Annotated in this window: 26 protein-coding genes; 12 read left to right on the forward strand and 14 right to left on the reverse strand. The window is 70.8% G+C overall.

Going from position 1 to position 23,594, the window contains the following annotated elements; genetic code table 11:
* Window positions 1-56: 56 nt before the first annotated feature.
* The 5 genes from AB0C16_RS07575 to AB0C16_RS07595 all read right to left on the reverse strand — a co-directional run bounded on the left by AB0C16_RS07575 (window position 57) and on the right by AB0C16_RS07595 (window position 3,537).
* Window positions 57-1,112 carry a tyrosine-type recombinase/integrase gene (locus tag AB0C16_RS07575; protein ID WP_357680009.1) on the reverse strand — a complete coding sequence of 352 codons (1,056 nt, stop codon included), beginning with the start codon at window positions 1,110-1,112 and terminating at the stop codon, window positions 57-59.
* Window positions 1,113-1,562: 450 nt separating this feature from the next.
* Entirely contained in the window at window positions 1,563-2,108 is a 546-nt protein-coding gene (locus tag AB0C16_RS07580; RefSeq protein WP_357680011.1) for a GNAT family N-acetyltransferase, read from the reverse strand.
* A 414-nt stretch (window positions 2,109-2,522) separates the two neighbouring features.
* Window positions 2,523-2,825: a hypothetical protein gene (locus AB0C16_RS07585; protein ID WP_357680013.1), complete on the reverse strand. Its 303-nt coding sequence runs from the start codon at window positions 2,823-2,825 to the stop codon at window positions 2,523-2,525.
* A 106-nt stretch (window positions 2,826-2,931) separates the two neighbouring features.
* Complete coding sequence (locus AB0C16_RS07590) at window positions 2,932-3,213, reverse strand: helix-turn-helix transcriptional regulator (RefSeq protein WP_357680347.1); 282 nt, start codon at window positions 3,211-3,213, stop codon at window positions 2,932-2,934.
* Window positions 3,214-3,303: 90 nt separating this feature from the next.
* Window positions 3,304-3,537: a hypothetical protein gene (locus tag AB0C16_RS07595; protein WP_357680015.1), complete on the reverse strand. Its 234-nt coding sequence runs from the start codon at window positions 3,535-3,537 to the stop codon at window positions 3,304-3,306.
* A 362-nt stretch (window positions 3,538-3,899) separates the two neighbouring features.
* Here AB0C16_RS07595 and AB0C16_RS07600 point away from each other — a divergent pair, with 362 nt between their 5' ends.
* Window positions 3,900-5,096 carry a transposase gene (locus AB0C16_RS07600; protein ID WP_357680017.1) on the forward strand — a complete coding sequence of 399 codons (1,197 nt, stop codon included), beginning with the start codon at window positions 3,900-3,902 and terminating at the stop codon, window positions 5,094-5,096.
* Between the two features lie 84 nt (window positions 5,097-5,180).
* A complete protein-coding gene (locus AB0C16_RS07605; RefSeq protein ID WP_357680019.1) occupies window positions 5,181-6,089 on the forward strand; it encodes a lysostaphin resistance A-like protein in 909 nt (302 codons plus the stop codon).
* Here AB0C16_RS07605 and AB0C16_RS07610 read toward each other — a convergent pair.
* The gene (locus tag AB0C16_RS07610) at window positions 6,049-6,951 is read right to left on the reverse strand and encodes a hydroxymethylglutaryl-CoA lyase (RefSeq protein ID WP_357680021.1); all 903 of its coding nucleotides are present in this window, start codon (window positions 6,949-6,951) and stop codon (window positions 6,049-6,051) included. The genes AB0C16_RS07605 and AB0C16_RS07610 overlap by 41 nt on opposite strands.
* 72 nt (window positions 6,952-7,023) lie before the next feature.
* Between AB0C16_RS07610 and AB0C16_RS07615 the strand changes: the two genes are divergently transcribed.
* From AB0C16_RS07615 to AB0C16_RS07635, 5 genes are read left to right on the forward strand one after another with little or no spacing between them, the layout of a single operon-like run.
* Window positions 7,024-7,656 carry a GntR family transcriptional regulator gene (locus tag AB0C16_RS07615; protein WP_357680023.1) on the forward strand — a complete coding sequence of 211 codons (633 nt, stop codon included), beginning with the start codon at window positions 7,024-7,026 and terminating at the stop codon, window positions 7,654-7,656.
* On the forward strand, window positions 7,653-8,849 hold the full coding sequence (locus AB0C16_RS07620) for a CoA transferase (protein ID WP_357680025.1): 1,197 nt from the start codon (window positions 7,653-7,655) through the stop codon (window positions 8,847-8,849). Before AB0C16_RS07615 ends, AB0C16_RS07620 begins: the two co-directional genes overlap by 4 nt.
* A gap of 17 nt (window positions 8,850-8,866) precedes the next feature.
* Window positions 8,867-10,885: a hydantoinase/oxoprolinase family protein gene (locus AB0C16_RS07625; protein ID WP_357680027.1), complete on the forward strand. Its 2,019-nt coding sequence runs from the start codon at window positions 8,867-8,869 to the stop codon at window positions 10,883-10,885.
* Entirely contained in the window at window positions 10,882-12,726 is a 1,845-nt protein-coding gene (locus AB0C16_RS07630) for a hydantoinase B/oxoprolinase family protein (protein WP_357680029.1), read from the forward strand. Before AB0C16_RS07625 ends, AB0C16_RS07630 begins: the two co-directional genes overlap by 4 nt.
* On the forward strand, window positions 12,723-13,325 hold the full coding sequence (locus AB0C16_RS07635; RefSeq protein ID WP_357680031.1) for an isochorismatase family protein: 603 nt from the start codon (window positions 12,723-12,725) through the stop codon (window positions 13,323-13,325). The genes AB0C16_RS07630 and AB0C16_RS07635 overlap by 4 nt, the downstream gene beginning before the upstream one ends.
* A 59-nt stretch (window positions 13,326-13,384) precedes the next feature.
* Here the strand turns inward: AB0C16_RS07635 and AB0C16_RS07640 are convergent, their stop codons facing one another.
* Entirely contained in the window at window positions 13,385-14,422 is a 1,038-nt protein-coding gene (locus AB0C16_RS07640) for a PP2C family protein-serine/threonine phosphatase (protein WP_357680033.1), read from the reverse strand.
* Between the two features lie 580 nt (window positions 14,423-15,002).
* Here AB0C16_RS07640 and AB0C16_RS07645 point away from each other — a divergent pair.
* The 5 genes from AB0C16_RS07645 to AB0C16_RS07665 all read left to right on the forward strand — a co-directional run bounded on the left by AB0C16_RS07645 (window position 15,003) and on the right by AB0C16_RS07665 (window position 19,776).
* Entirely contained in the window at window positions 15,003-15,236 is a 234-nt protein-coding gene (locus AB0C16_RS07645) for an endo-1,4-beta-xylanase (protein ID WP_357680035.1), read from the forward strand.
* 200 nt (window positions 15,237-15,436) lie between these two features.
* Entirely contained in the window at window positions 15,437-15,820 is a 384-nt protein-coding gene (locus AB0C16_RS07650; protein ID WP_357680037.1) for a VOC family protein, read from the forward strand.
* 18 nt (window positions 15,821-15,838) lie between these two features.
* A complete protein-coding gene (locus AB0C16_RS07655; RefSeq protein WP_357680039.1) occupies window positions 15,839-16,210 on the forward strand; it encodes a VOC family protein in 372 nt (123 codons plus the stop codon).
* A gap of 243 nt (window positions 16,211-16,453) precedes the next feature.
* Window positions 16,454-16,849: a DUF6355 family natural product biosynthesis protein gene (locus AB0C16_RS07660; protein WP_357680041.1), complete on the forward strand. Its 396-nt coding sequence runs from the start codon at window positions 16,454-16,456 to the stop codon at window positions 16,847-16,849.
* Window positions 16,850-16,902: 53 nt separating this feature from the next.
* On the forward strand, window positions 16,903-19,776 hold the full coding sequence (locus AB0C16_RS07665) for a BTAD domain-containing putative transcriptional regulator (protein WP_357680043.1): 2,874 nt from the start codon (window positions 16,903-16,905) through the stop codon (window positions 19,774-19,776).
* Here the strand turns inward: AB0C16_RS07665 and AB0C16_RS07670 are convergent.
* The 7 genes from AB0C16_RS07670 to AB0C16_RS07700 all read right to left on the reverse strand — a co-directional run bounded on the left by AB0C16_RS07670 (window position 19,758) and on the right by AB0C16_RS07700 (window position 23,465).
* Entirely contained in the window at window positions 19,758-20,210 is a 453-nt protein-coding gene (locus AB0C16_RS07670; protein ID WP_357680045.1) for a GNAT family N-acetyltransferase, read from the reverse strand. The two genes, AB0C16_RS07665 and AB0C16_RS07670, sit on opposite strands and share 19 nt — an antisense overlap.
* An 87-nt stretch (window positions 20,211-20,297) precedes the next feature.
* Window positions 20,298-20,549, reverse strand: coding sequence for a hypothetical protein (locus tag AB0C16_RS07675; RefSeq protein WP_357680047.1), 252 nt, complete (start codon window positions 20,547-20,549; stop codon window positions 20,298-20,300).
* A 41-nt stretch (window positions 20,550-20,590) separates the two neighbouring features.
* A complete protein-coding gene (locus AB0C16_RS07680; protein ID WP_357680049.1) occupies window positions 20,591-21,292 on the reverse strand; it encodes an MFS transporter in 702 nt (233 codons plus the stop codon).
* Window positions 21,293-21,295: 3 nt separating this feature from the next.
* Complete coding sequence (locus AB0C16_RS07685) at window positions 21,296-21,487, reverse strand: hypothetical protein (RefSeq protein WP_357680051.1); 192 nt, start codon at window positions 21,485-21,487, stop codon at window positions 21,296-21,298.
* Between the two features lie 167 nt (window positions 21,488-21,654).
* Complete coding sequence (locus tag AB0C16_RS07690; RefSeq protein ID WP_357680053.1) at window positions 21,655-22,467, reverse strand: SAM-dependent methyltransferase; 813 nt, start codon at window positions 22,465-22,467, stop codon at window positions 21,655-21,657.
* Window positions 22,468-22,523: 56 nt separating this feature from the next.
* Window positions 22,524-22,748 carry a hypothetical protein gene (locus tag AB0C16_RS07695; RefSeq protein WP_357680055.1) on the reverse strand — a complete coding sequence of 75 codons (225 nt, stop codon included), beginning with the start codon at window positions 22,746-22,748 and terminating at the stop codon, window positions 22,524-22,526.
* Window positions 22,749-22,832: 84 nt separating this feature from the next.
* Window positions 22,833-23,465: a TetR/AcrR family transcriptional regulator gene (locus AB0C16_RS07700; protein WP_357680057.1), complete on the reverse strand. Its 633-nt coding sequence runs from the start codon at window positions 23,463-23,465 to the stop codon at window positions 22,833-22,835.
* Between the last annotated feature and the right edge of the window lie 129 nt (window positions 23,466-23,594).

Raw genomic sequence — 23,594 nt, forward strand, 5'->3', positions numbered from 1 at the left:
CGCGACGTTTGACGGCTACGTTGACGGCTACAGCGGTTGTGATCGTTTTTTGACGGCTACGGTTCGGGGCGCTCGTCGAGTGCGCCGGACATGCGTTCGATGGCGTCGCGTTGGAGGCGGAGTCGGACGTGGGCGTAGACGTGGGCGGTGATGGCGATGTGGGCGTGGCCGAGCAGCTCCTTGATCACTACCAGGTCCACGCCCTGGTCCAGCAGGAACGAGGCGCATGAGTGTCTCAGGTCGTGGAAGCGGATCGGGCGCAGGCCCGCGCGCTGCAAGAGGGCCTTGAAGTCGCGGCTGACGTTGGCCGGGTTGATCATTCCGCCGTGCCGGGTGGTGAACGCGAGCCCGGTCTCCGGCCAGGCCGCGCCGATGGCCTGGCGTTCGCGTTCTTGACGTTCGCGGTGTTCGGTCAGGGCGTCAATGCAGGAGCCGGGTAGGGCGATGCGGTGTTCGGAGTTGATGGTCTTGGTGGGGGCGAGCACGAGACCGGCTCCGCCGGGGATGTACTGGAGGGTCTGGCGGATGGCGAGGGTGCCGCCGGTCAGGTCCACATCGCTCCAGCGCAAGCCGAGGAGTTCGCCGCGGCGCATACCGGTGCGCAGGGCCAGCATGACCAGGGCGTGCAGCCGGGAACTCCGTGCCGCCTCCAGTAGGCGGCGGGCTTCGGCGGCGGTGGGAGGTTCGATGCGCTGGCGGCGTCCGGCGCTGACCTGGACGTTGCGGGCGACGTTGCGGGCGAGGTCGTCTTCGCGGACGGCGTGCTGGAGCGCCGAGCGCAGCAGGGCGTGCAGGTAGACGATGGTCAGCGGGGACAGGTACTGGCGGCAGCAGCGTCCGAGGGCGCAGCAGCGGGGCCGGTTCCGCTCATTGGCCGCGTCGGGGTCGCGGGCGCCGTCGGTGCCCTGGGCGCAGCAACGGCAGGTGGCGCGGAGTTGGTCAAGCCAGACGCGGACGTCCCTGGCGGTGAGCCGGTTGAGCTTCTTGGCGCCGAGTGCGGGGATCAGGTAGAGCCGTACGCAGGTGCGGTAGCGGGCCAGGGTGGAGGGGCGGATGGTGTGGACGGCGACGTGGTCCAGCCAATGCGTGAGGTAGTAGTCCACGTCGATCACCGCGCACTCCGACAAACAGGGTGCCTCGGCCACACATGCCGCCGGACCCGTGCCCTGGCCCGGGCGAGCCGTTTGCGTAGTACCTCGTTGGCCCCGACCACCTCCAGCGAGCGCCGGACGGTGGAGTCTGACGGTGGTGCGCCGAGGATCGGCTCGTGATAGCAAGCAGAGCAATCTGCCGCATGCTGGACGCCCCGAGCGTGATCGCCACCGCGAGTTGCACCAGCACAACACCGCGGTCCCACACCGGCGCGCGGCCCAGCCGGGCGAACACTCCGCCGAGCGCCCCGGTCAGTTGACGGCTACAGCAACCGTGATCGCTTTCTGACGGCTACGTGTCGGGATGGTCGTCGAGGGCGTCGCCCATGCGTTCGATGGCGTCGCGCTGGAGGCGGAGCCGGACGTGTAACGGTGACGTCGGGTATTGGAACTATCCGAATGCCCCCTTGATCACAGCGGGGCGAGGATCATGAGGACCTCGTCGCGGGTGTCGTCGGGTGCGAGCCGGAGGGCTTCGGGCCAGCGGCCGATCTCACGCCATCCGAGCCGTCCGTAGAAGTCCTCCAGCCCTTCGCCTCCCCTGGCTGCGAGATGCAGCTGTTCCAGCGCCAGCTCATCTCGGGCGATCTTCCGGAGCCGGTGGACGAGGGCGGCGCCGATGCCCCGTCCGCGGAAGTCGGGGTGGGTCTGGAGATGGTGAATGGTGCCCCAGTGCCCGACGAGCCGGTAGGGGTCGCGGTTGAGGACGACCCATCCGGCGAGGATGCCGTCGGTCTTGGCGATGAGGAGTCGGCTCCGCTGTGGGTTGAGGCGGCCGAGGAACTTGTCCGCGGCAGGCGCGACATCGTCATCACCGACAGGTGGGAACGGGAATCCGGCGGCGCCGCCTGCGTTGGTGACTGCGATCCAGCAGCCGATCAGGTCTCGTCGGAGTTCGGGGGTGACGTTGTGCGGGTCGGTGATCTGGACAAGGTTGAGGGCGCTTTCGTCCGGCATGAGAAGGAGGATGTCAGAGGGTTCGGACACTCTCGCTGTGATCAAGGTTCGTTGGTTCGGCGGCTGACTTCGGCGGCGTAGTTGGCCCAGTCGCCTGCCGACAGGCGCTGCCAGGTGACGGCGACGTCGGTGTGGATGCCGAGGGTGCGCGAGGATCGCGGCGGGGATCTCGGTGGCCAGTTGGAAGAGCGCGGTGCTGCGGGCCTGGTTGGGACGGATCCCCAGTCTGTTCAGCCGCAGGGTCAGCTGGGCGGTGCTGATCGGCCGTCCGGGCTGGCCGCCGGGGAAGAGCCAACGTGAGGGAGCCAGGGCTCCGATGGTCGCGTGGCCTTTGCGGTTCGCGACGACGGTGCGGGCCAACGAGGCGAGAGGCTCGGGCAGCTGGATGGGCGCATGACCGAGGCGAACACGTACTCAATAGAGGAGGAGAAGCAGGCCCGCGAGGCGATCTTCGGGTCTGCGGGCGTCGTCGTGCAGGAGCCGGCGTGCGGTGTCCCACCGATGCTGATCGTCCAGTGGCTGGGTGGGGCCGCGCCAGCGGAGGGCGGCGTCGGTGCCCAGAGCGCAGCAGCGGCGGGTGACGCGGAGTTGGTCGAGCCACAGGCGGATGTCTTTGACGGTGAGTTGGCTGAGCTTCTTCTTGGGCAGGGGCGGCGGGAAGTAGAGGCGCAGGCAGGCGCGGTAGCGGGCCAGGGTGTTGGCGCGGACCTTGTACACGGCGATGTGGTCGAGTCAGGAGGTCAGTGGCTGTGGGGGAGAGCAGGCGGTACGTGCGGAGCAGGAGTCGGTCTCGTGTTCATCAGTCGCGGTCTTTCTGGAGCGCCTACTTCTGCCATTCCTCCGCATGTCGCCGATAGGCCGCGGGGGAGAGGTCGTGGGCCGCGCGGAAGGCGCGGCTGAACTGCGCAGGGCTGGGGAAACCCCAGCGGGTGGCGATGGCGTGGATCGGCAGGTCGCCCAGCAGCGGGTCGGTCAGGTCCCGGCGGGCTCCGTGGAGGCGCCGCCGGCGGATCCACCCGGCGACCGTCAGCCCCTGCGACTGGAACAATTTTTGCAGGTAGCGGGTCGAGATGTGGAAGGCGCCGGAGAGCGAGGCCGGCGACAGGGCCGGACTGGTCGGGGCGGCCGGTCAGGTTCACCAGGAAGCCCGCGAGCAGCGCGCCGATCCCCTCGTCGGCCGGAATGGGGGTGGCGATCAGCCCGTGCACCCGGCGGCCGGGCAGCGGCAGCAAAGTCCTGGGGAACGCCACCAGCACTCCTCGGCGAACGACCCCTCAGGAACCGCCCGCCCGTCAAAGGGGCGCGAGGAGTCATAGAGGACCATCTCCATGCGACTGAGACAGACATCCTGCCGTCCCTGTGACACTCCGGACCTGCCGCGCAGGTTCAGCGACAGCTGGTACAGCTCCGGGTCGGACTGCCGGATCAACCTCGGCGTGTGGAGTATTGGCTATCGGAGAAAAGCGTCAGGCTGTAGGCCGATTCCGCAGCGTAAGTGGGAGTGCTCATCAGGGCCAGCGAGGCGGCGGCCGTGGTGACCGCCAGAGCCGTGCGACCTCGGCGAAGGGGACGAGTCATCCTGCTCCTCACAGGTAACAGTTCGCTGTCCAGAATGTCGGGAATGGCGGCGGATGTCGTTGGCGCACAGCGCACGTTGGCGAGCAACGAACGTACGCTGCACCGGCTACCTACAGCGTGGAGGCGCCGTCCTTCAGGGCGGGGAGGAAACGCGGATCGGCCGGGCACTTTGGTCCTCTGGTTTTGTCGGTGTGGGTCGGTAGATTGATCGGCATGTCCCGCTACCGGCTCCAGCCGACGCCTGCCCAGGAGGCAGCGCTGGCCGAGCATTGCGGGCACGCCCGATACGTGTGGAACCTTGCGATCGAGCAGCACGCGCACTGGAAGCCGGGCCGCAAGAGCGCGCCCGGATTCGCCGAGCAGTGCAGGCAGCTCACGCAGGCGCGTGCGGAGAACGAGTGGCTGCGCGGCGGGTCGATCGTCGTGCAGCAGCAGGCGCTCAAGGACTTTGCCCAAGCCATGGCTAACTTCTTCGGCAAGACCCACCGCCGCCCGACGTGGCGCAAGCGCGGCCAGGGTGAGGGGTTCCGCATCGTCGCGGTCAAGGCCGGGGATGTTCGCCGGCTGTCCCGCAATATGGGCGAGGTGAAGGTCTCGAAGGTGGGATGGGTCCGGTTCCGCTGGTCCCGCGCCGTCCCGGAGGGTGTGAAGTCTTACCGGATCACCCGTGACGCGGTGGGACGCCGGCATGTGGCGTTCGCCGCCATCCCGGAGCCGATCCCCGCTCCGGGTACGGGTGAGGTGGTCGGCGTGGACCGGGGCGTGAGCGTGTCGGCGGCACTGTCCACGGGCGAGATGTTGAACGCGCCCGCCCTGCGGGACACCGACAAGGCCCGCCTGCTGCGGCTGCTGCGGAAACTGGTGCGTGCTAAGCGCGGGTCGAACCGGCGGGGCAAGGTCAAGCAGGCGATAGCGAAGTTGAAAGCGCGCGAGGCCGATCGGCGTAAGGACTGGGTCGAGAAGACCTCCACCGATCTGGCCCGCCGTTTCGACGTGATCGCGGTCGAGCACCTGAAGATCGGCAACATGACGCGGTCGGCGAAGGGCACCGTCGAAGCGCCCGGCCGCAACGTCCGCCAGAAGGCGGGCCTGAACCGGTCGATTCTCGCCAGCGGTTGGGGCCGTCTCGTAGCTCGGCTGGAGCACAAGGCGCCTGGCCGCGTCCAGAAGATCAACCCGTGTTGGACGTCGCAGACCTGCAACGCCTGCGGGCACGTCGCCAGAAAGAACCGTGAGAGCCAAGCGGTCTTCCTGTGCGTCGCCTGCGGGCACCAGGCCAACGCCGACGTCAACGCGGCCAGGAACATCCGCGATACGGCCGCAGGGCATGCGGTTGCTGCACGGGGAGGCCCGCCGCTGGGCGAGCCTGCGAACCGTGAACCTCAACGTGACCGCCTTCTCGTGGGGTAGTTGCCGTTGGAATCCCCCGCCTTCAGGTGAGGGAGGATGTCAACGAAGACGCGAAGGGTCCACGCGGCAGGCGGGGAGGATGGCATGACCGTAGGCTCCGGCGCCCAAATGGACGGGCACGAGGACGGGCGTGAGGACACACGGGACGGGCGAAAGGACGGGGAAGGCGGGCAAGAGGGCTCGCGTGAGGACAGCCGGGACGGGCGGAGGGATGGGGCGCCGGGGCGGTTCATCGCCCTGACCGTCGCCCTGTCCGTCCCGTTCTGGCTCGCCGGCGCGGTGGCCGGCCAGCTCACCGAAGAGCTTCCGGTGAGCGCGCTGATGGCGGTGTGCCCCGGCTTGGCCGCGGTGATCCTCGTGGCCCGGGAGGGCGCGCCCGGCGGTGTGCGGCGGCTGCTCGCGCGGGCCTTCGACGCCGGGCGGATCCGGGACAAGGTCTGGTACGTGCCGGCCGTGCTCGTCATGCCCGCGATCATGGTCCTGTCGTACCTGGTGATGCGGTTCGCCGGGGCCCCGCTACCGGAGCCGGAGATCTCGCTCCTGGCGATCCCCCTCCTCGTGGTCGTGTTCTTCGTCATGGCCGTCTGCGAGGAACTGGGCTGGATGGCGTACGCCTACGATCCGATGAGGTCCCGCTGGGGCGCGCTGGCGAGCGGCGTCATCCTGGGAGTGGTGTGGGGTGTCTGGCACGTCATTCCCTACATGCAGGCCGGGCGCGGCCCCGGGTGGATCGTGTGGCAGTGCGTCTTCTCAGCGGCGTTGCGGGTCATCATCGTGTGGGTGTACGACAACGCGGGACGCAGCGTGTTCGCGGCGAGCCTTTGTCACGCCTCGTCCAACGTCGCCTGGACCCTGTTCCCGAACAACGGCTCCCACTACGACCCGGCGGTGACGGGGGTCATCGCGGTGGCGGTGGCCGTCCTGGTCGCGCTGTTCTGGAGGGCCCGGACGCTCAGTCCGTCGCGGATGCCGGAGCCGGGGGCCACGGGGTGACCCGGCCCAGCTGGGCGGGGACCGGCTTGCCCAGGTGCCGCCCGATGCCCAGACCGGCCTCGGCCACGGCGGGCAGCGTGATGCCGGTGCCGACGCCCATGCGGTCCAGCAGGTAGACGAGGTCCTCGGTGGCGATGTTGCCGGTGGCCTCGGGGGCGAAGGGGCAGCCGCCGATGCCGCCGGCGCTGGAGTCGAGGGCCGCGGCCCCGGCCTCCAGGGCGGCCACGGCGTTGGCGTAGCCGGTGCTGCGCGTGTTGTGGAAGTGGAAGCGCAGCGGCGCGGCGGTGACCTCGCGGACGGCGGTGACCAGTCGGCGCACGTCGGCCGGGGTGCCCACGCCGATCGTGTCGGCCAGCGCGACCTCCTGCGCGCCGGGGCAGCGCGCCACCAGCTCGGCCACGTGGCCGGGGTCCACCTCACCCTCGAACGGGCAGCCGAACGACGCCCCCACGGTCAGCGTCACGCCGAGCCCGGCGGAGCGGGCCCGCTCGGCGATGGCGCCGAAGCCGTCGACGGCCTGGTCCACCGACATGCCCTGGTTGCGCCGTGAGAACGTCTCGGTGGCCACCACGACGACGTTGACCTCGTCGACGCCGGTCCGCAGCGCCCGGTCGAGGCCGCGTTCGTTCAGCACCAGGCCGGCGTAGCGCAGTCCGGGCAGGCGCGGGGCGCGGGCCATGACCTGCTCGGCGTCGGCCATCTGCGGGACCCGCCCGGGATGGACGAAGCTGACCGCCTCGATGCGGCGCACGCCCGCGCCGACGAGTGCTTCCAGGTAGGCGACCTTGGCGTCGGTGGGCACCTGCTCGGGCTCGTTCTGGAGACCGTCGCGCGGGCCGACCTCGATAACTTCTATCTCCATGTTGTATGCAACCTCTTGTCCAAATGGGGCGGCTAGGCCAAGATACTCCCATCCAAGCGAGGAGTTGTATACATGTCAGCAGTCGACGAGCTCAGAAGCCTCATCCTGGCAGGGCAGTACGCCCCGGGTGACCGGCTGGGCGAGGTCGAGCTGGCCGAGGTGCTGGGCGTCAGCCGCACTCCGGTGCGTGAGGCCCTGCGCCGGCTGGAGGCCGAGGGGCTCGTCGAGCTCGTCGCCAACAAGGGCGCCCGGGTGGTCGCGTACCCCAGCCGAGACCTGGAGACGATCTTCGAGCTCCGGGCGCGCATCGAGGGGCTGGCCGCGCGCCAGGCCGCTCTCACCGCGGGCCCGGACGACGTCGCCCGACTGCGCGAGGTGGCCGTCGACCTGCGCGACCACGCCGAGCGGGGCGATCTCGACTCGGTCTACCGGCTCAACTCCGAGTTCCACCAGAGCCTGGTCCGGCTCGGCGGCAGCGCCCTGCTGGGCCAGTCGATCAGCTCGCTGATCCATTCCTCCGTCCTGCTGCGCACGTACAGCTCCTTCGACGAGGACGCGATGCGGCGCAGCGTCAACCACCATCTCGAGATCGCCGCCGCCGTGCGCGCGGGCGACCCCGAATGGGCCGAGGCGGTCATGAGGGCCCACCTGTTCTCGGCCCGAGCGTCGTTGCTGGGCCCCCGTCATCAGGAGAAGACCACATGAGAGGACTCCCGCTCGGCGACATCCGAGTGGTCGAACTGGGGCAGTTGCTCGCGGGACCCTTCTGCGGCCAGCTACTCGGCGACTTCGGCGCCGAGGTGATCAAGGTGGAGGATCCCGGCAAGGGTGATCCCATGCGCCAGTGGGGCAGGGAGAAGCCCCACGGCAAGTCCCTCTGGTGGCCGGTCGTGGGCCGCAACAAGAAGTCGGTCACCTGCGACCTGCGCACCACCGAGGGCCAGGACCTGGTGCGGCGGCTGGTCGAGCAGGCAGACGTGCTGCTGGAGAACTTCCGGCCGGGCACCCTCGAACGCTGGGGCATGTCGCCCGAGCGGCTGCACGAGCTGAACCCCAGGCTGGTGATCACCCGGGTGACCGGCTTCGGCCAGACCGGCCCGTACGCGCCGCGCGCCGGTTACGGCTCGATCGGCGAGGCCATGGGCGGCATCCGCTACGTGACCGGCGACCCCGGCCTGCCCCCGTCGCGCGCCGGGATCTCCCTGGGCGACTCGCTGGCCGCCACCTACGCCTGCGTCGGCACCCTGGTCGCGCTGCACGAACGCGAGAACAGCGGCCAGGGCCAGGTCGTCGACTCGGCGATCTACGAGGCCGTGCTGGCCATGATGGAGTCGCTGCTGCCGGAGTGGCAGCAGGCCGGCTACCAGCGCGAACGCACCGGCCCCGTGCTGCCGAACGTGTCGCCCAGCAACGTCTACCCCACCAAGGACGGCGACAGCATCCTCATCGCCGCCAACCAGGACAGCGTGTTCAGCCGCCTGGCCGCCGCCATGGGCCGGCCGGAGCTGGCCGCGGACGAGCGCTACGCCACCCACGGCGCCCGCGGCGCCAACATGGCCGAGCTCGACGACCTGATCGGCAGGTGGACGGCCGAACTGCCCGCGCAGCAGCTCCTGGACCTGCTGCACGAGAGTGGCGTCCCGGCCGGGCGGATCTACCGCGCCCCGGACATGTTCGCCGACCCGCACTTCGCCGCCCGCGAGGCCATCGTCCGCGTCCAGCATCCCGACTTCGGCGAGCTGGCCATGCAGAACGTCGCGCCGAAGCTGTCGGCCACCCCCGGCGCCGTCAGGACCGCCGGGCCGGCGCTGGGCGAGCACAACCACGAGATCTACCACGGACTACTCGGTCTCACCCCCGAGGAGATCGACCGGCTGTCGGCCGGCGGAATCATCTAGCAACAAGGAGCGTCGCCATGCGTTACCGCCTCGGCGTGGATGTCGGAGGGACTTTCACCGACATCCTGCTCATCGACGAGCACTCCGGGCGCAGCTATCGCGCCAAGACCGCATCAACCCCCCAAGACCAGTCCATCGGCGTGCTCGCCGGTCTCGAGAAGGCCTGCGCCCAGGCGGGCGTCGCACCCTCCGAGATCGGCGAGATCCTGCACGGCACCACGGTCGCCACCAACGCCATCCTGGAGGGCAAGGGCGCCAGGGTCGGCCTGGTCACCACCGCCGGGTTCCGGCAGGTGCTGCAGATCGCCCGCTCCTACGTGCCGGGCGGCCTGGCCGGCTGGATCATCTGGCCCAAACCGGAACCGCTCGCCGCCCTGGAGGACACGATCGAGGCGGTCGAGCGGGTCGGCGCCGACGGCTCGATCGTCACCCCGCTCGACGAGGACGACCTGCGGGTCAAGCTACGCGGGCTGCGCGGCGTCGAAGCGCTCGCGGTCTGCCTGATCCACTCCTACGCCGACGACACGCACGAGCGGAGGGTGGCGGAGATCGCGGCCGAGGAGCTGCCCGGAGTCCCGATCTCCGTCTCCTCGGCGGTGCTGCCCGAGCTGCGTGAATACGAGCGGGCCATCACGACGGTGGCCAACGCCTACGTCCAGCCGCAGGTCGCCGGCTACGTCGACAACCTGGCGGCCAAGACCGCCGACGGCGGCGTGGACGGCCAGCTCTACATGCTGCGCAGCGACGGCGGGCTCGCCTCGGCCGCGAACGCCGCGGCGAACCCGGTCAACCTGCTGCTGTCCGGCCCGGCCGGCGGCGTGACCGGCGCCACCTGGTTCGCCGAGCAGGCCGGCTTCGACGACTTCCTGACCTTCGACATGGGCGGCACCTCCACCGACGTGGCGCTCGTGCAGAACCTGCGCCCGCGGATCGGCCGCGAGACCCGGATCGGCGACCTGATCGTCCGCTCCGCCTCGGTGGACGTGCGGACGGTCGGCGCCGGCGGCGGCTCCATCGCGCACGTCCCCGAGCTGACCCGCGCCCTGCGGGTCGGACCGCAGTCGGCCGGCGCCGTGCCCGGCCCCGCCGCCTACGGCCGGGGAGGCGTGGAACCCACGGTGACCGACGCCAACGTGGTGCTCGGCTACCTGCCGTCCCGGCTGGCCGGCGGCGAGATCGAGCTCGACCGGGAACGGTCCCGCGCGGCGGTGGGCAAGCTGGCCGAGGCCATGGGCCTGCCGTCGGTGGAGGCCGCCGCGCAGGGCATCGTCGACATCGTCAACGAGAACATGTTCGGCGCGCTGCGGCTCGTCTCCATCCAGCAGGGCTACGACCCGCGCGACTTCGCGCTCGTCGCCTTCGGCGGGGCCGGCCCGCTGCACGCCAACGCGCTGGGCAGGCTGACCGGTTCCTGGCCGGTCATCATCCCGCCCTCGCCCGGGGTGCTCTGCGCGTACGGCGACGCCACCACGAGCCTGCGCGACGAGTCGGCCCGCACCTACATCCGCCGCTTCTCCCAGCTCACCGACGCCGAGCTCAGGCAGCTCCTCACCGAACTGGCCGAGGCCGCCACGCGCGACCTCGACTCCGACGTGGCCGAGGTCGTCTACCAGGTGGACGTCCGCTACCACGGCCAGGGCTTCGAGATCCCGATCAGCATCGACCTCGACACCGGGCTGGAGGCGCTCGGCAAGCTGTTCGACGCCGAGCACGAACGGCTTTTCTCCTTCCTGCTGAGCAACGAGCACGAGCTCGTCAGCGCCCGGGCGATGGTCAGCGGCCCGCGCCCGAACGTCCAGCCGGTCCGGCTGGAGCAGGCCGCCACCGACCCCGAGCCGGTCGGCAGCCACGACGTCTGGATCGACGGAGGCTGGACCGCCGCCGCCGAGTACGACCGGACGGCGCTGCGCGCCGGCGCGGTGATCACCGGCCCCGCGATCGTCGTCGAGATGGACTCCACCACGCTGGTACTGCCCGGGCACGCCGCCCACGTGCACGAGAGCGGCTGCCTGTTGATCCGCCCCCTGGAGGCATGATGGCCCAGATCATCGAGACCGCGACGGAGCCGCTCGCCCGCGTCGCCGTCGATCCCATCACGCTCGACATCGTCGAGAACGCCCTGCGCAACGCCCGCTACGAGATGGACGAGGTGTTGTTCCGGACCGCCCTGTCGCCCGGCATCCGCGAGCAGCACGACGAGTTCCCGCTGATCGGCGACCCGGCCGGGCGCATGGTCGTGGGCCAGTTCGGGCTGTCCATCCCGGCGCTGCTCGACCGGTTCGACGGGACCATCGAGGAGGGCGACGTGCTGCTCACCTCCGACCCCTACTCCTGCGACGGCGCCATCAGCCACGCCAACGACTGGCTGGTCGTCATGCCCATCTACGTCGGCGGCCGGGTCGTCGGGTGGTCGTCGATGTTCGGCCACATGTCCGACGTCGGTGGCAAGACCGCCTGCTCGATGCCGACCGACGCGCGCACCATCTACGAGGAGGGCGTCGTCATCCCGCCCTTCAAGCTCTACTCCAAGGGCGTGCTCAACGAGGCAGCGCTGGGCATCATCCTCAACCAGGTGCGCCAGCCCGACTGGAACCGGGCCGACCTCAACGGCATCGTGGCCGCGTGCCGCACCGCCTCGCGGCGGATCCAGGAGCTGTGCGCCCGCTTCGGCGCGGAGACCTACACCTCCGCCCTGGACGCGCTGCTGCAGCGTAACTACGACGCGATGAAGGTGCTGCTCGCCACGCTCTTCGAGGACGGCGAGACGCTCACCTTCTCCGACTACATCTGCGACGACGGCCGCGGCAACGGGCCGTACAAGCTGACGCTGTCGCTCACCCGCACCGGCGAGAAGGTGCTGCTCGACTTCTCCGGCAGCGACCCGCAGGCCGAGGGGCCGATCAGCTACTACCTCAACGAGAACCTCGCCCGGATGTTCTTCGGCATCTACCTGATCACCGTGGCGGACCCGCAGATCCTCTGGAACGACGGCTTCTACCCGCTGGTGGACGTGCACATCCCCGAGGGCAGCTTCTGGAAGCCGCGCTTCCCGGCCGCGCTCAACGGCCGCAACCACGGCATCGGCCGGCTGTTCGACCTGTTCGGCGGGCTGCTCGGGCAGAAGACGCCCGACCTGCTCAACGCCGCCGGCTTCTCCTCCTCCCCGCACTTCATGTACGCGGGGGAGGGGTTCCAGCTCTACTCCATCGGCTTCGGCGGCATCCCCGGCAGGCCGATCGGCGACGGCCCCGACGGGCATTCGCTGTGGCCGTCGTTCACCAACATCCCGTGCGAGTTCCTGGAGTCGTACTATCCGCTGCGGATCGAGCGCTGGGAGACCGTCGCCGACACCGGAGGCGCGGGACTGCACCGCGGCGGCAACGGGGTGGACGTCGCCTACCGGTTCCTGAAGCCGGGCACGATCGCCATCCACGACGACCGCTGGCTCACCTACCCGTGGGGCGTCAACGGCGGCGAGCCCGGGGCGCGCGGGCGCAAGTGGATCGAGCGGGCCGACGGCGGCGTCGAGATCCTGCCGAGCAAGGTCCACGACGTCGAGGTGCGCCCGGGCGACCTGCTGCACTTCGTCACCTGGGGCGGCGGCGGGTGGGGCGACCCGCTGGCCCGCGATCCCGACCTGGTCGGCCTGGAGGTCAGGCGCGGCCTGGTGACCGCCGACGGGGCGCGCCGCTTCGGGGTGGTGTGCGCCGCCGACGGCACGATCGACGCCGAGGCCACGGCCGGGCTGCGCGAGCGGATGCGTGAGGACAGGGGTGCGCCGCCGGTGTTCGACATGGGCCCGCCGCTGGAGGAGCTCCTCGCCCGCTGTGAGGAGGAGACCGGCCTGCCGGCCCCGACTCCGCCGGTCCGGGTGTGACCAGGCCGCACGAGGAGGTGTTCGGGCGTTCGCTGGAGTTCGGCGAGCGCCCGGCGCTGATCCTCATCGACCTGATGCGGGCCTACTTCGAGCCGGGCGCCGAGCTGTACATGGGCTCGCGCGGCTGCCTCGACTCCGCGGCCCGCGTGCTGTCCGCCGCGCGCACGGCCGGCGTCCCCGTCGTGCACACACGGGTGGCGTTCGGGCCGGGCGGCGTCGACGGCGGCCTGTTCTTCCGCAAGGTGGCGCCGCTGCGGCACCTGGTGGGCGACGGCCCGCTCGGCGAGCTCATGCCCGAGGTCGCGCCGGAACCGGGCGAGGTGCTGATCGTCAAGCAGTACGCCAGCGCCTTCTTCGGCAGCACGCTCGCCTCGACGCTGACCGCGCTGCGGGTCGACACGCTGGTCATCGCCGGGGTGTCCACCAGCGGGTGCGTGCGGGCCACCGCCGTGGACACCGTCCAGCACGGGTTCGTGCCGATCGTGGTGCGCCAGGCCGTGGGGGACCGAGACCCGGGCCCGCACGAGGCCAGCCTCTTCGACATCCAGGCGAAGTACGGGGAGGTGTGGGACGAGGGCGACGTGATCGCCAGGCTGTGACCGGCAGGCTGCGACCGTCAAGGTGTGATCGCCACGCTGTGACCGTCAAGGTGTGACCGTCAGTTGCGGCGCAGCAGCAGCATCGCCGCGTCGTCGAGCAGTGGGCCGCCGGCGTGCGCGACCAGGTCGCTCCTCAGCGCGTCGAGCGCGAGCTGAGGGTCGTCCTCGTCCAGCAGCAGGCCGGCGCGTTCGGTCAGCGGGTAGAAGGTGCCCTCACGGTCGCGGGCCTCGATGACGCCGTCGGTGTAGAAGAGGATCTGGTCTCCCTCGCCGAACGCGACCCGGTGCGGCTTCGTCCGCCCGGTGTTGAGCGAGCCGAGGCCGAGCGGCAGGGCCTCCTCCGGCGGCTCGGCCAGGGCGATCCGCCCGTCCGGCTGGATCAGCAGCGGCGCCGGGTGGCCGCAGTTGAACAGTGAGATCTCGTCGTCGCGCACCTCCGCGACGATCGCGGTGACGAACTGCTCCCCGCCCAGGTGCCTGGTCAGGCTCACCTCCAGCCGCTCGCCGATGTCGGCGAGCTCGGCCTCGTCGTAGGCGGCCTCACGGAAGGCCCCCAGCACCCACGCGGCGGTCTCCACCGCGGACAGCCCCTTGCCCTGGACGTCGCCGACGAGCAGCCGCACTCCGTGGGGGGTGGTGACGACTTCGTACAGGTCGCCGCCGATCTGCGCCTCGGCCGCGGCCGAGGTGTAGGACAGGGCCACGCGCAGGTCGCCCGCCCGGCGCGGCACGGGACGCAACAGCACCCGCTGGGCGGCCTCGGCGACGCGCCGGACGTTGGCCAGCTCGCGCTCGCGCTTGAGCCGCAGATGGCTGGCCAGCATGCTCGCCGCGGTCACGCTGATGATCGTGGCGATCGTCAGGTTGTTCTGCCAGGTGAGCAGCAGGTCGAAGTGGTAGGCCAGGGGAACGCAGATGGCCAGCGCCGCCACGCCCACCATCGCGGTGCGGCGGACGCTGCCGGACACGGAGGCGAACGTCGGCCCCAGGGTGAGCAACGGCAGGAAGCCCAGGCTGGGCCCGGCGAGCAGGTCTGTCAGGGCCACGGCGAGCATGACGGCGAACGGCAGCCAGCGAAGGGTCCACTGCGACCTCATCCGACGGGCTCCGGTGCTCCCTGTGGTGTCTCTCGTGCCCCCAGCACTGTCCTCCCCCGTGCGCCGATCCACGTCCCCGCCGAGCGATGCGCCACAGTCACCATGAGCCGATCATGGGCGCCGGGGGGTGGGCGACGGACATCATTGTCTCAGCTCCTCCACCGCGATCGGGCCACCGTCACGGGAATCCGGTCACTCGCACACCATTGTGCATGGTGCGAGATACCTCCGGAAGAACGGCGGCGACGGGAGGGCGTCGTACAGCGTGGCCTGAAAGTTTCATGGTGTATCCGATAATTTCAGCGGGCCAACTGCGGAGACGGTGGCGGTCGTGAGGCGGCGTCGACCCGCCTGCCAGCGGGGTCAATAGCGTCCGGGTGGATCCCTGAGGGATAGAAACTTTCGGAGACGCTGCCCCGGAAGTGGAAGAGTTCAACCAGGTCACCGCCGAGAACGCGATGAAGTGGGAAGCCGCCGAGCCCAGCCAGGGCCAGTTCACCTTCGGCGGCGCCGACGCCGTCGTCGCGCCGAGGCCCTGCACCCAGCCGGTGGTCTGGCTGTGCCAGACGAGCGTGTGCCCGTGGACCTGCTGGTTGTTCTGGGTGGCGAAGGCCACCGCGCCGCCGACCCCGACGCCCGGCTGTGCATCAACGACTACAACGTCGAGGGCGCCAACGCCAAGAGCACCGCGATGTACAACCTGGTGCAGTCGCTGCGGCAGCAGGGCGTGCCGGTCGACTGCGTCGGCTTCCAGGCCGCCCGTTCCTCCGGCGACACCCAGACGCCGTCCGGCCACTCCGGCGCCTCGCCCTGACGCGCGCCACCGGCGTCCGCCCCGGCCGACGCCCGGCGTCCGATCCTGACTCCTGACCTTCTGGCATCCGGCGGCGAGGCACGGCATCGACAAACGCCGTGCCTCGTCCAGGTTTTCGAAGATCTTCCCTCCCGGGCGATGAGTTTCGGGCCGCTCCCTGGTCTGGACGGGTAACAACACCACGATTCCGGGAGGAAACCATGAAGCGTCCGAGCCTGGACAGCATCCTGCTCGCCAGCGCCGACCCCGAGCGGCTGCGCGAGTGGTACGCCGCCGCGCTGGACCCCGAGGAGAACGCCGACTTCGACGGCTACCGGGTCCTCAAGTTCGGCGGCTTCCACCTGCTCATCGACAGTCGCGCGGACATCTCCGACAAGAACCCGGAGCCCGGCAGGGTGATCCTCAACTTCGACGTGGCCGACGCCCGCGCCGTGGTCGCGCGGATGGAGGCGCTGGGCGTGTCCTGGCTGGCCGAGCTCGAGGACCGAGGCGGCAGCCTGTTCGCCACGGCCATCGACCCGGACGGCAACTACGTGCAGGTCATCCAGCTGAGCGACGAGCACCGCGCGGCCATGGACCAGTGACATCCAAAGGAGACGATCATGTTCGGTTCGACGAAGGCGTTCAGCGGGTTCGCCGTGAACGACATCGACGCGGCCAAGGCGTTCTACGGGGACACGCTCGGCCTCGACGTGACGGAGCAGAACGGCCTGCTGACCCTGCACATCGCGGGCGGCCGCGACATCCTGGTCTACCCCAAGCCCGACCACGCCCCGGCCACGTACACGATCCTCAACTTCCCGGTGGACGACATCGAGAAGGCCGTGGACGAGCTGGTCCGGCGCGGGGTCCGGTTCGAGCGCTACCCGCAGATGGAAGCCGACGACAGGGGCATCTTCCGCGGCGAAGGGCCGCTCATCGCCTGGTTCACCGACCCGGCGGGCAACATCCTGTCCATCCTGCAGGAGCAGTAGGCCGCGAGCGGGGAGCGTCACGCGGGGGACGCCGGCGGTCGCCCGCCACAACCCTCGCCTCTGCCTGAGTGAGGTCGAGTGACCGGGAAGTGACCGGCGTGTCAGCGGCTCGAAGCATCCTTCACGAGGCCGGGCTCGCCGCCCGCGCCGCCGGCGACGGGGACGCCGGCGGACGGCGCGGCGATCCGCCCGGCGTACAGGTCACCGCGACCCCCGCGGTGCGAATCGAAGGAGCGGACACCAGTGAATCGATCTCGACTCGGCAGAAGCGCCGGCACCGCGGCCAGGACGACCGGCCTCCGGCGGGCCTTGACGGCCGCGGCCGTCAGGGCGCCCGGGCTCCGGCGGGCTCTGACGGCCGCGGCCGTGCTGACCGGAGCCGTCGCGCTGGGCGGCGGCCCCGCCGCCGCCACGACGGGCGCCGTCGCGGTGAAGGCGGCGCCCGCGACGGCCGTGGCGTGCGGCCTCTACCGCGATGAGGACGCCGCGCTGTACAAGAACTGCACCGGCGGCGGGGAGAACATCTTCGTCACCTACATCTGGTCCCCGAACACCTACTACTGCGTGCCGGCCGGCGAGACCAAGCACCTGGGCCGCTGGAGCAACGTCTTCCGGGTCTACAACCGCGGCGCCTGCTAGCGCGTCCGCCCACCGAAGCCGTACCCACCGTTGCGCTCTGATTACAATCAGTTGTGCGCGGTGGGGGTTTCGAGTTCAGGATTCTGGGGCCGATCGAGGTGCGCTGTCACGGCGCCCCGGTGACCGTCCGGGCGCCCAAGCTGCGGATCCTGCTCGCCGCGTTACTCCTCGACGCCGGCCGGGTCGTCACCGTCGAGACGCTGATGGAGCGCCTCTGGGGAGACGACCCACCCGACGGCGCCCGCAACACCTTGCAGAACTACGTCCTGCGGCTGCGCCGCCTGCTGGGCGGCCCGGCGGAGCACGTTCCGCTGGTGACCCGTCCCCAGGGCTACCTGATCGAGCCCGCGCCCGGCGCGCTGGATCTGCACCGGTTCGACGCTCTGGTGAGCCGGGCCAGGGCGGCCGCCACCGCCGGCGAGATGGAGCAGGCGTCCGCGCTGCTGGAGGAGGCGTTGCCGCTGTGGCGGGGCGAGGCGCTGTCCGACGTCCCGTCGGAGGTGCTGCGGCGAGACGTCGTGCCCGTGCTCAACGAGCGCCGGCTGGACGCGATCGAGCTGCGCGTCGACGCCGACCTGGCTCTGGGCCGCCATGAGAGCCTGGTCGCGGAGCTGCACGAGCTGACCACGGCCCATCCGCTCAGGGAGCGGTTCTGGGCCCAGCGGATGGTGGCGCTGTACCGGTCCGGACGCCAGGGCGACGGTCTGCGCTGCTACCGCACGGTCAGAGACCTCCTGGCCGAGGAGCTCGGCGTCGACCCCGGCGTGGAGCTTCGCGAGCTGCACCAGCGGCTGCTGGCCGCGGATCCGGCGCTGCTCCACACGCGACGGCCCGCGGACCGCGGCAACCTGCCGGCGGAGGTGACGACGTTCATCGGCCGCGAGCCGCAGCTTGCCGAGATCGGGCGGCTGCTGGCGGACAACCGGCTGGTCACCCTGACCGGTGTCGGCGGTGTGGGCAAGACCCGGCTGGCGCTGCGGGCCGGGGCGGAGTTGCGCGGCAGGTTCCCCGACGGCGTCTGGCTGGCCGACCTCACCTCGCTGGCCGAGCCCCAGTTGCTCGACCAGATCGTGGCGGAGGCCCTCGGCATACGCGACCAGTCGGCGCGCAGCCGCACGGACATCCTGGTCGCGCAGCTGCGCGCGAAGCGGCTGCTGCTGGTGCTGGACAACTGCGAGCACGTGGTCGGCGCGGTGGCGGCGCTGGTGGACGTGCTCCTGAAGACCTGCCCCGGCCTGCGGGTGCTGACCACCAGCAGGCACCGGCTGGGCCTGCAGAGCGAACACCCCCTGCTGGTGCCCCCGCTCGCGCTGCCGCCGGCCGCGGCCTCCACCGGCCGGGCCGCCGCCCGGCCGCTCACGTGTTACGACGCGGTGGCGTTGCTGGCCGCGCGCGCCGCGGCCTCGGCGCCCGACTTCCGCGTCGGACCGGACAACGAGAAGTCCGTCGCCCAGTTGTGCAGGCGCCTGGACGGCATTCCGCTGGCGATCGAGCTCGCGGCCGTGAGGCTGAGCGCACTCTCCGTCGAAGAGATCCTCGACCGCCTCGACCACCGGTCCCAGTTGCTGGTCAACAGCAACCCGCACATCACGCCCCGCCACCACCAGACCCTCCGCGACGTGATCGACTGGAGCCACGGCCTGTGCACCGAAGCCGAGCGCCTGCTGTGGGCGCAGCTGTCGGTCTTCTCCGGCGGGTTCGACCTGGAGGCGGCCGAAGCGGTGTGCTCCGGCCCGGGCATCGCCCGCGATGACGTCGCCAACCTCCTGGCCGGCCTGGTGCACAAGTCGATCCTGATCGTGAGCGCTCGCGGCCCACGGACGCGCTACCGGCTGCTGGAGACCATCCGCCAGTACGGCCGGCGACGGCTCGTCGACCTTGGCCTGCACCCGGCCCTACACCGGCGCCACCGCGACCACTACCAGCGGATGGCCGCGCGAGCCGCGATCGACTGGTGTGGTCCCGGCGAGGTCGAGTGGCTGTCGAGGCTGCGACGCGAGCTTCCCAACCTGCGGGCCGCCCTGACCTTCTGCCTCACCCGGCAGGGCCAGGCCGTCAACGGGCTGGAGATCGCCGTCAACCTCACCCGGACCCGGATCTGGTTCTTCAGCAGCACCATCGGCGAGGGCCGCCTCTGGCTGGAGCGGGCCTACCAAGCCGCCTCCGTGCTCCCCGGGCCCGGTCACGAGGCGGCCGCCGCCTTCCTGGTCTGGATCGCGCTCTGCCAGGGAGACCAGGCGGCGGCCGAAGGGTTCCTGGCCCGCTGCCGAGACCCCCGCGTCCGGCCGTCCGGCGGCGGCCTGTCGCCGGTCGCCGCCTACATCGAGGGCGCCCACGCGATGCTCGTCCACGGCAGCGGCCGGGCCATCCGCCTGCTGGCGCGCGCCCGAGACCTGTTCCGTCGCGCCGGAGCGCGCGGTGACGCCCACATGGCGACCATGATGTGGGCGATGGCCTGCGCCTTCCTCGGCGACCGCGACACCGCGGTCGCCGCCAGTGAGGAGTATCTCGCCGAGGCCGAGGCGTGCGGCGGAGCCTGGGCCGGCTCGTGGGCGCTGTGGACCCGCGGGCTCACCGAGCTGCGGCACGGCGACGCCGGCAGGTCCGTCGGCCTGTTCCGCGAAGCCTTGCGCCGCCAGTACGACATCGACGATCGCTGGGGACCCGTGTGGGGTCTCGAGTCACTCGCCTGGGCCACCGCCGCCACCGGCGATCACCCCCGTGCCGCCGAGCTCCTGGGGAGCGCGTACGGCCTGCGGCAGGCCACCGGGGTGGCGCTGATCGGGCTGCGCCCCTTCCACGACGCGCACGCGGTGGCCGAGCGGCGGACGCGCCGGGCTCTCGGCGCCGAGGCGTACGAGGCGGCCTTCGAACGGGGCCGTCCCGCCGGCGCGCGGGGTGACCGGCCTCAACCAGGCAGCTGGTAGTCGTAGCGGACGAACCCGTTGAAGCGCGCCACCTTGTCGTACAGGGCGCGGGCGGGAGCGTTGTCCTGCTTGGTGGTCCAGTAGAGGCGGGCGGCGCCCCGGGCCCGCGACGCGTCGGCCACCCGCTCGATCAGCGCCCGCGCCACCCCCTTACCGCGCGCCGCCTCGCCGACGAACAGGTCCTGGAGGTAGCAGGAGTCGGCCGACCAGAAGGTGACGTGGAACAGGTAGTGGGCGATGCCGACGAGCTCACCGCCGAGCCGGGCGCCGACGCCGTGCAACTCGGTGCCGCTCAGCAGCCGCCGCCAGGTCTCGTCGTAGCCGTCGTCGGGCACCGTGGTCTCGTAGAAGGCCTTGTAGCCGCGCGCCAGCGCTTCCCAGGCGGCGCGGTCCTCCGGTCGCAAGGGGCCGATGTCGATCACGTTGTCGATCATGGTCAAGCATTCTCGCACGCGACCTCCCGGTCCCGGGAGCGCGGCACCGAGACCGCCTGCCGGGCTCATGCCGGGCTCATGCCGGGCTCATGCAGGGGGAGGGCCGGTGCTGCCGCGCGGGACGAGGCGGGGCGCGCGGTCCTCGACCGGGCCCACCCGCTCTCCGGCGATCAGCGACAGGAGCGTGCGCGCCGCGTGGGCTCCGTAGGCGGGGATGTCGCGGGTGAGGGCGCTCAGGGCGGGCCGGACGACCGGCGAGGTCGCGACCTTCCACGTCGCCACCGGGCGGCGGCTGGACCCGGACGCGCTGACCCGCCATCCCGTCCTACGCTGCGTCAACGGGGCCGGGGTCGGTGACGCCGGGGTCAACGAGGCCGGGGTCAACGAGGCCGGGGTGGGCGACGTCGGGGTGGGCGAGGCCGGGGCCGGTCGGCCGGCCAGCCGCCGACCGGCCTGATCAGCGAGCCGACCAGCGGGCCGACGAACGCCACGGCCGCCCACGGCGAGTCGGGGAACAGGCTCTCGCTCAGCAGCGGGAACGCCGTCGAGTAGCCGATGAACGGGCCGAACGTGCCGATGTACAGGAACGACATGATCCACGTCTGGGCCCGCCCGGCCACCGCCAGCTGCTCGCGCGAACTCGCCCTGGCGCTGGTCAGGTTGTCCATGAAGAACCACGCGCAAACCGCGGCCAGCACCACCGGCGGCACCCAGAACCAGCCCGCCGCGGCCAGCCCGAACCCGCCGATCACCAGCGGCATGACCAGCTGCACCGAGCTGACCCCGATGTTGCCCCCGGCGGCGTTCAGCCCGAGCGCCACCCCCTGCTTGGAGCGCGGATAGAAGTAGGTGATGTTGGCCATGCTGGAGGCGAAGTTGCCGCCGCCGACCCCGGCCAGCGCCGCGATCACCAGGAACATCCAGTACGGCGTGCCAGGGTCGCTCACCGCCACCCCCAGCAGCACGGCCGGGACGAGCAGCAGCAGCGCGCTGACCGTGGTGAAGTCGCGTCCGCCGAACCTGGCGGGCCCGAACGTGTAGGGCACGCGCAGCACCGAACCGATCAGGCTGGGCAGCGCCACCAGTCAGAACAGCTGGTCGGTGGAGAAGTCGTAGGCGCCCATCTTGGCGGCCACGATGCTCCACAGGGTCCAGACGGTGAAGCCGAGATGCTCGGCGAAGATCGAGAAGATCAGATTGCGCCGGGCGATCCGCTTGCCTGATCTCTCCCAGAAGGTCTCGTCGTCGGGGTGCCACTCGTCGAGCCAGCGCGCCATCGTCTCCTCCTACGCTCCGCTTCAGGATCTTGAGCGTAGGAGTGGCGGGTTACGCACACTGACGATGCGTGGCCGTGCTCCCGTTACCGGTGACGCACCGTCGTAACGAGCAATACACATGCATCACAGCGGAAACCCACCCGTAAAGAACGGGTTGTGAGAAGTCCTTACCGCTTCCGGCCCACTCCCGCGTAGACGGCGGTGGGGCGGTTGGGAACGGGGCCTTCCGGCCGCCAGCTGTAGACCTTCTCCACACCGGGCTCGAGCAGTTCGAAGCCGTCGAAGAGGCGGATGATCTCTTCGCGGGTGCGCATGGTCATGGTCGCCGAGGCCCTGTTGTAGACCTGCAGGGTGCGCTCCATGGCCTCCTGCGTGAGCAGGTCCTGGCTGACATGGGAGAGGACGAGGTAGCTGCCGGGGGCGGCGGCGTCGGCGATCCGCTTGACCAGGTCGTACGGCTGCTCGCTGTCCTTGACGAACATCAGTATCGCCACCAGCAGGATGGCGATCGGCCGGTCGAGGTCGATGGTGTCGAGGAGCCGCGGGTGGGTCAGGATCGAGTCGGGCTCGCGCAGGTCGGCCTGGATGAAGGCGGTCGCGCCCTGCTCCGTGCTGCTCATCAGGGCCCGGGCGTGCACCATGACCATGGGGTCGTTGTCGACGTACACGATGCGCGCCGTGGGATCGGCGGCCTGCGCCACCTCGTGGGTGTTGCCCTGTGTGGGGATGCCGGTGCCGATGTCGAGGAACTGGGTGACGCCGTCGGCGATGATGTGCCGTACGGCTCGCCCGAGGAAGGCGCGGTTCTCCCGTGCGGTCTCGCGCACCTCCGGCACGGCGGAGATCACCTGCTCGGCCGCCACGCGGTCCGACTCGAAGTTGTCCTTGCCGCCGAGCCAGTAGTCGTAGATGCGGGCCGGGTGGGGAATGGCCGGGTTGATCTCGGTGACGGGGAGGTTTGGATCACGTTCCTGGGACATGTGGGTGATCATAACCGAGCGTGAACCAGGACGCTTATCCAGAAATCGTGCGGCGGTTACCGGGAACGCTCCGCGGCGATGATCACGACGATGCCCAGGATCGCCAGGGCCAGGTTCGCGAAGAGCGGATGAGCGGCCAGGAGGTCCACCCGGGGGATGACCACCCGGTTGAAGAGGTTGAGGATCGCGCCCATGAAGGGTTGGACCAGCAGATGGTCGATGGCGCCGCTGACGCCCTGGAGGACCATGATCAGACCCGCGAGCTGGATGGCTTTGCGCATGGTCGGACGATAGGGGCCCGCGCCCCCGCCCCGAATCGGTCCTCGGCCTGCGGGCCCCCTACTTAGGTAGCCGGGAGGGCCGACCTAGGGAGGGGCCGCGAGCAGGAGGGCGTGGGCCAGTTGGTCGGCCGTCCACGTCCGCCACTGGGCCGTGCTCCAGCCGCACTCGCGCGTCATGACCAGGAACAGGTCGGGTGACAGCAGCCCGGCCGTGACGTCGGTGGCCCGGCGCCTGGTGAGCCCGGGCCGCAGGGCGCGCAGCCGGGCGAGGATGGCGACGAACTCGCCGTGGGCGGTGTGCCGCTGCTCGCTGTTGGCGGCCCACTGGGCGGCCATGTCGGGATCGGCCGGAGCCGCGTCGCGGACCACGGCGAGGACCGGTGCCACCCGCTCCAGGATCACGCCGCTCTCGCGGGTCCACCCGCGCACCACCTCCACGGGGTCCGGCGTCTCCCGCAGGGCCGCGAACCACGGCCGGTCGAGCAGCGGGACGGGCGCGTCGTCGCCGACGGAGGCCACGTCGACCACGTGCTTGAGCAGCCGGCTCTTGTTGCCGTAGTGGAAGTAGACCGTCTGCACCGACACCCCCGCCGCGTCGGCGACCTCCTGGAAGGTCGTCCCGGTGTAGCCTCGCTCGACGAACAGCTCGTGAGCGGCGGCCACCACGCGGCGCCTGGTCTCCGCCGAACGCTTCTTCGGACCCTTGACGGCTGGCACTTTTTTAAAGTACCACTTTAGAGTAGGACTCTAAAAACTGCCGTGGTGATCCACGACGGCGGCTCGGGGAGTCCTGCGTCACCGGCTCCGCCTGACGGGTGCGGGAAACCGCCATCGGAGTCGGCGGTT

Source organism: Nonomuraea sp. NPDC048916, assembly GCF_040649575.1.
Classification (GTDB): domain Bacteria; phylum Actinomycetota; class Actinomycetes; order Streptosporangiales; family Streptosporangiaceae; genus Nonomuraea.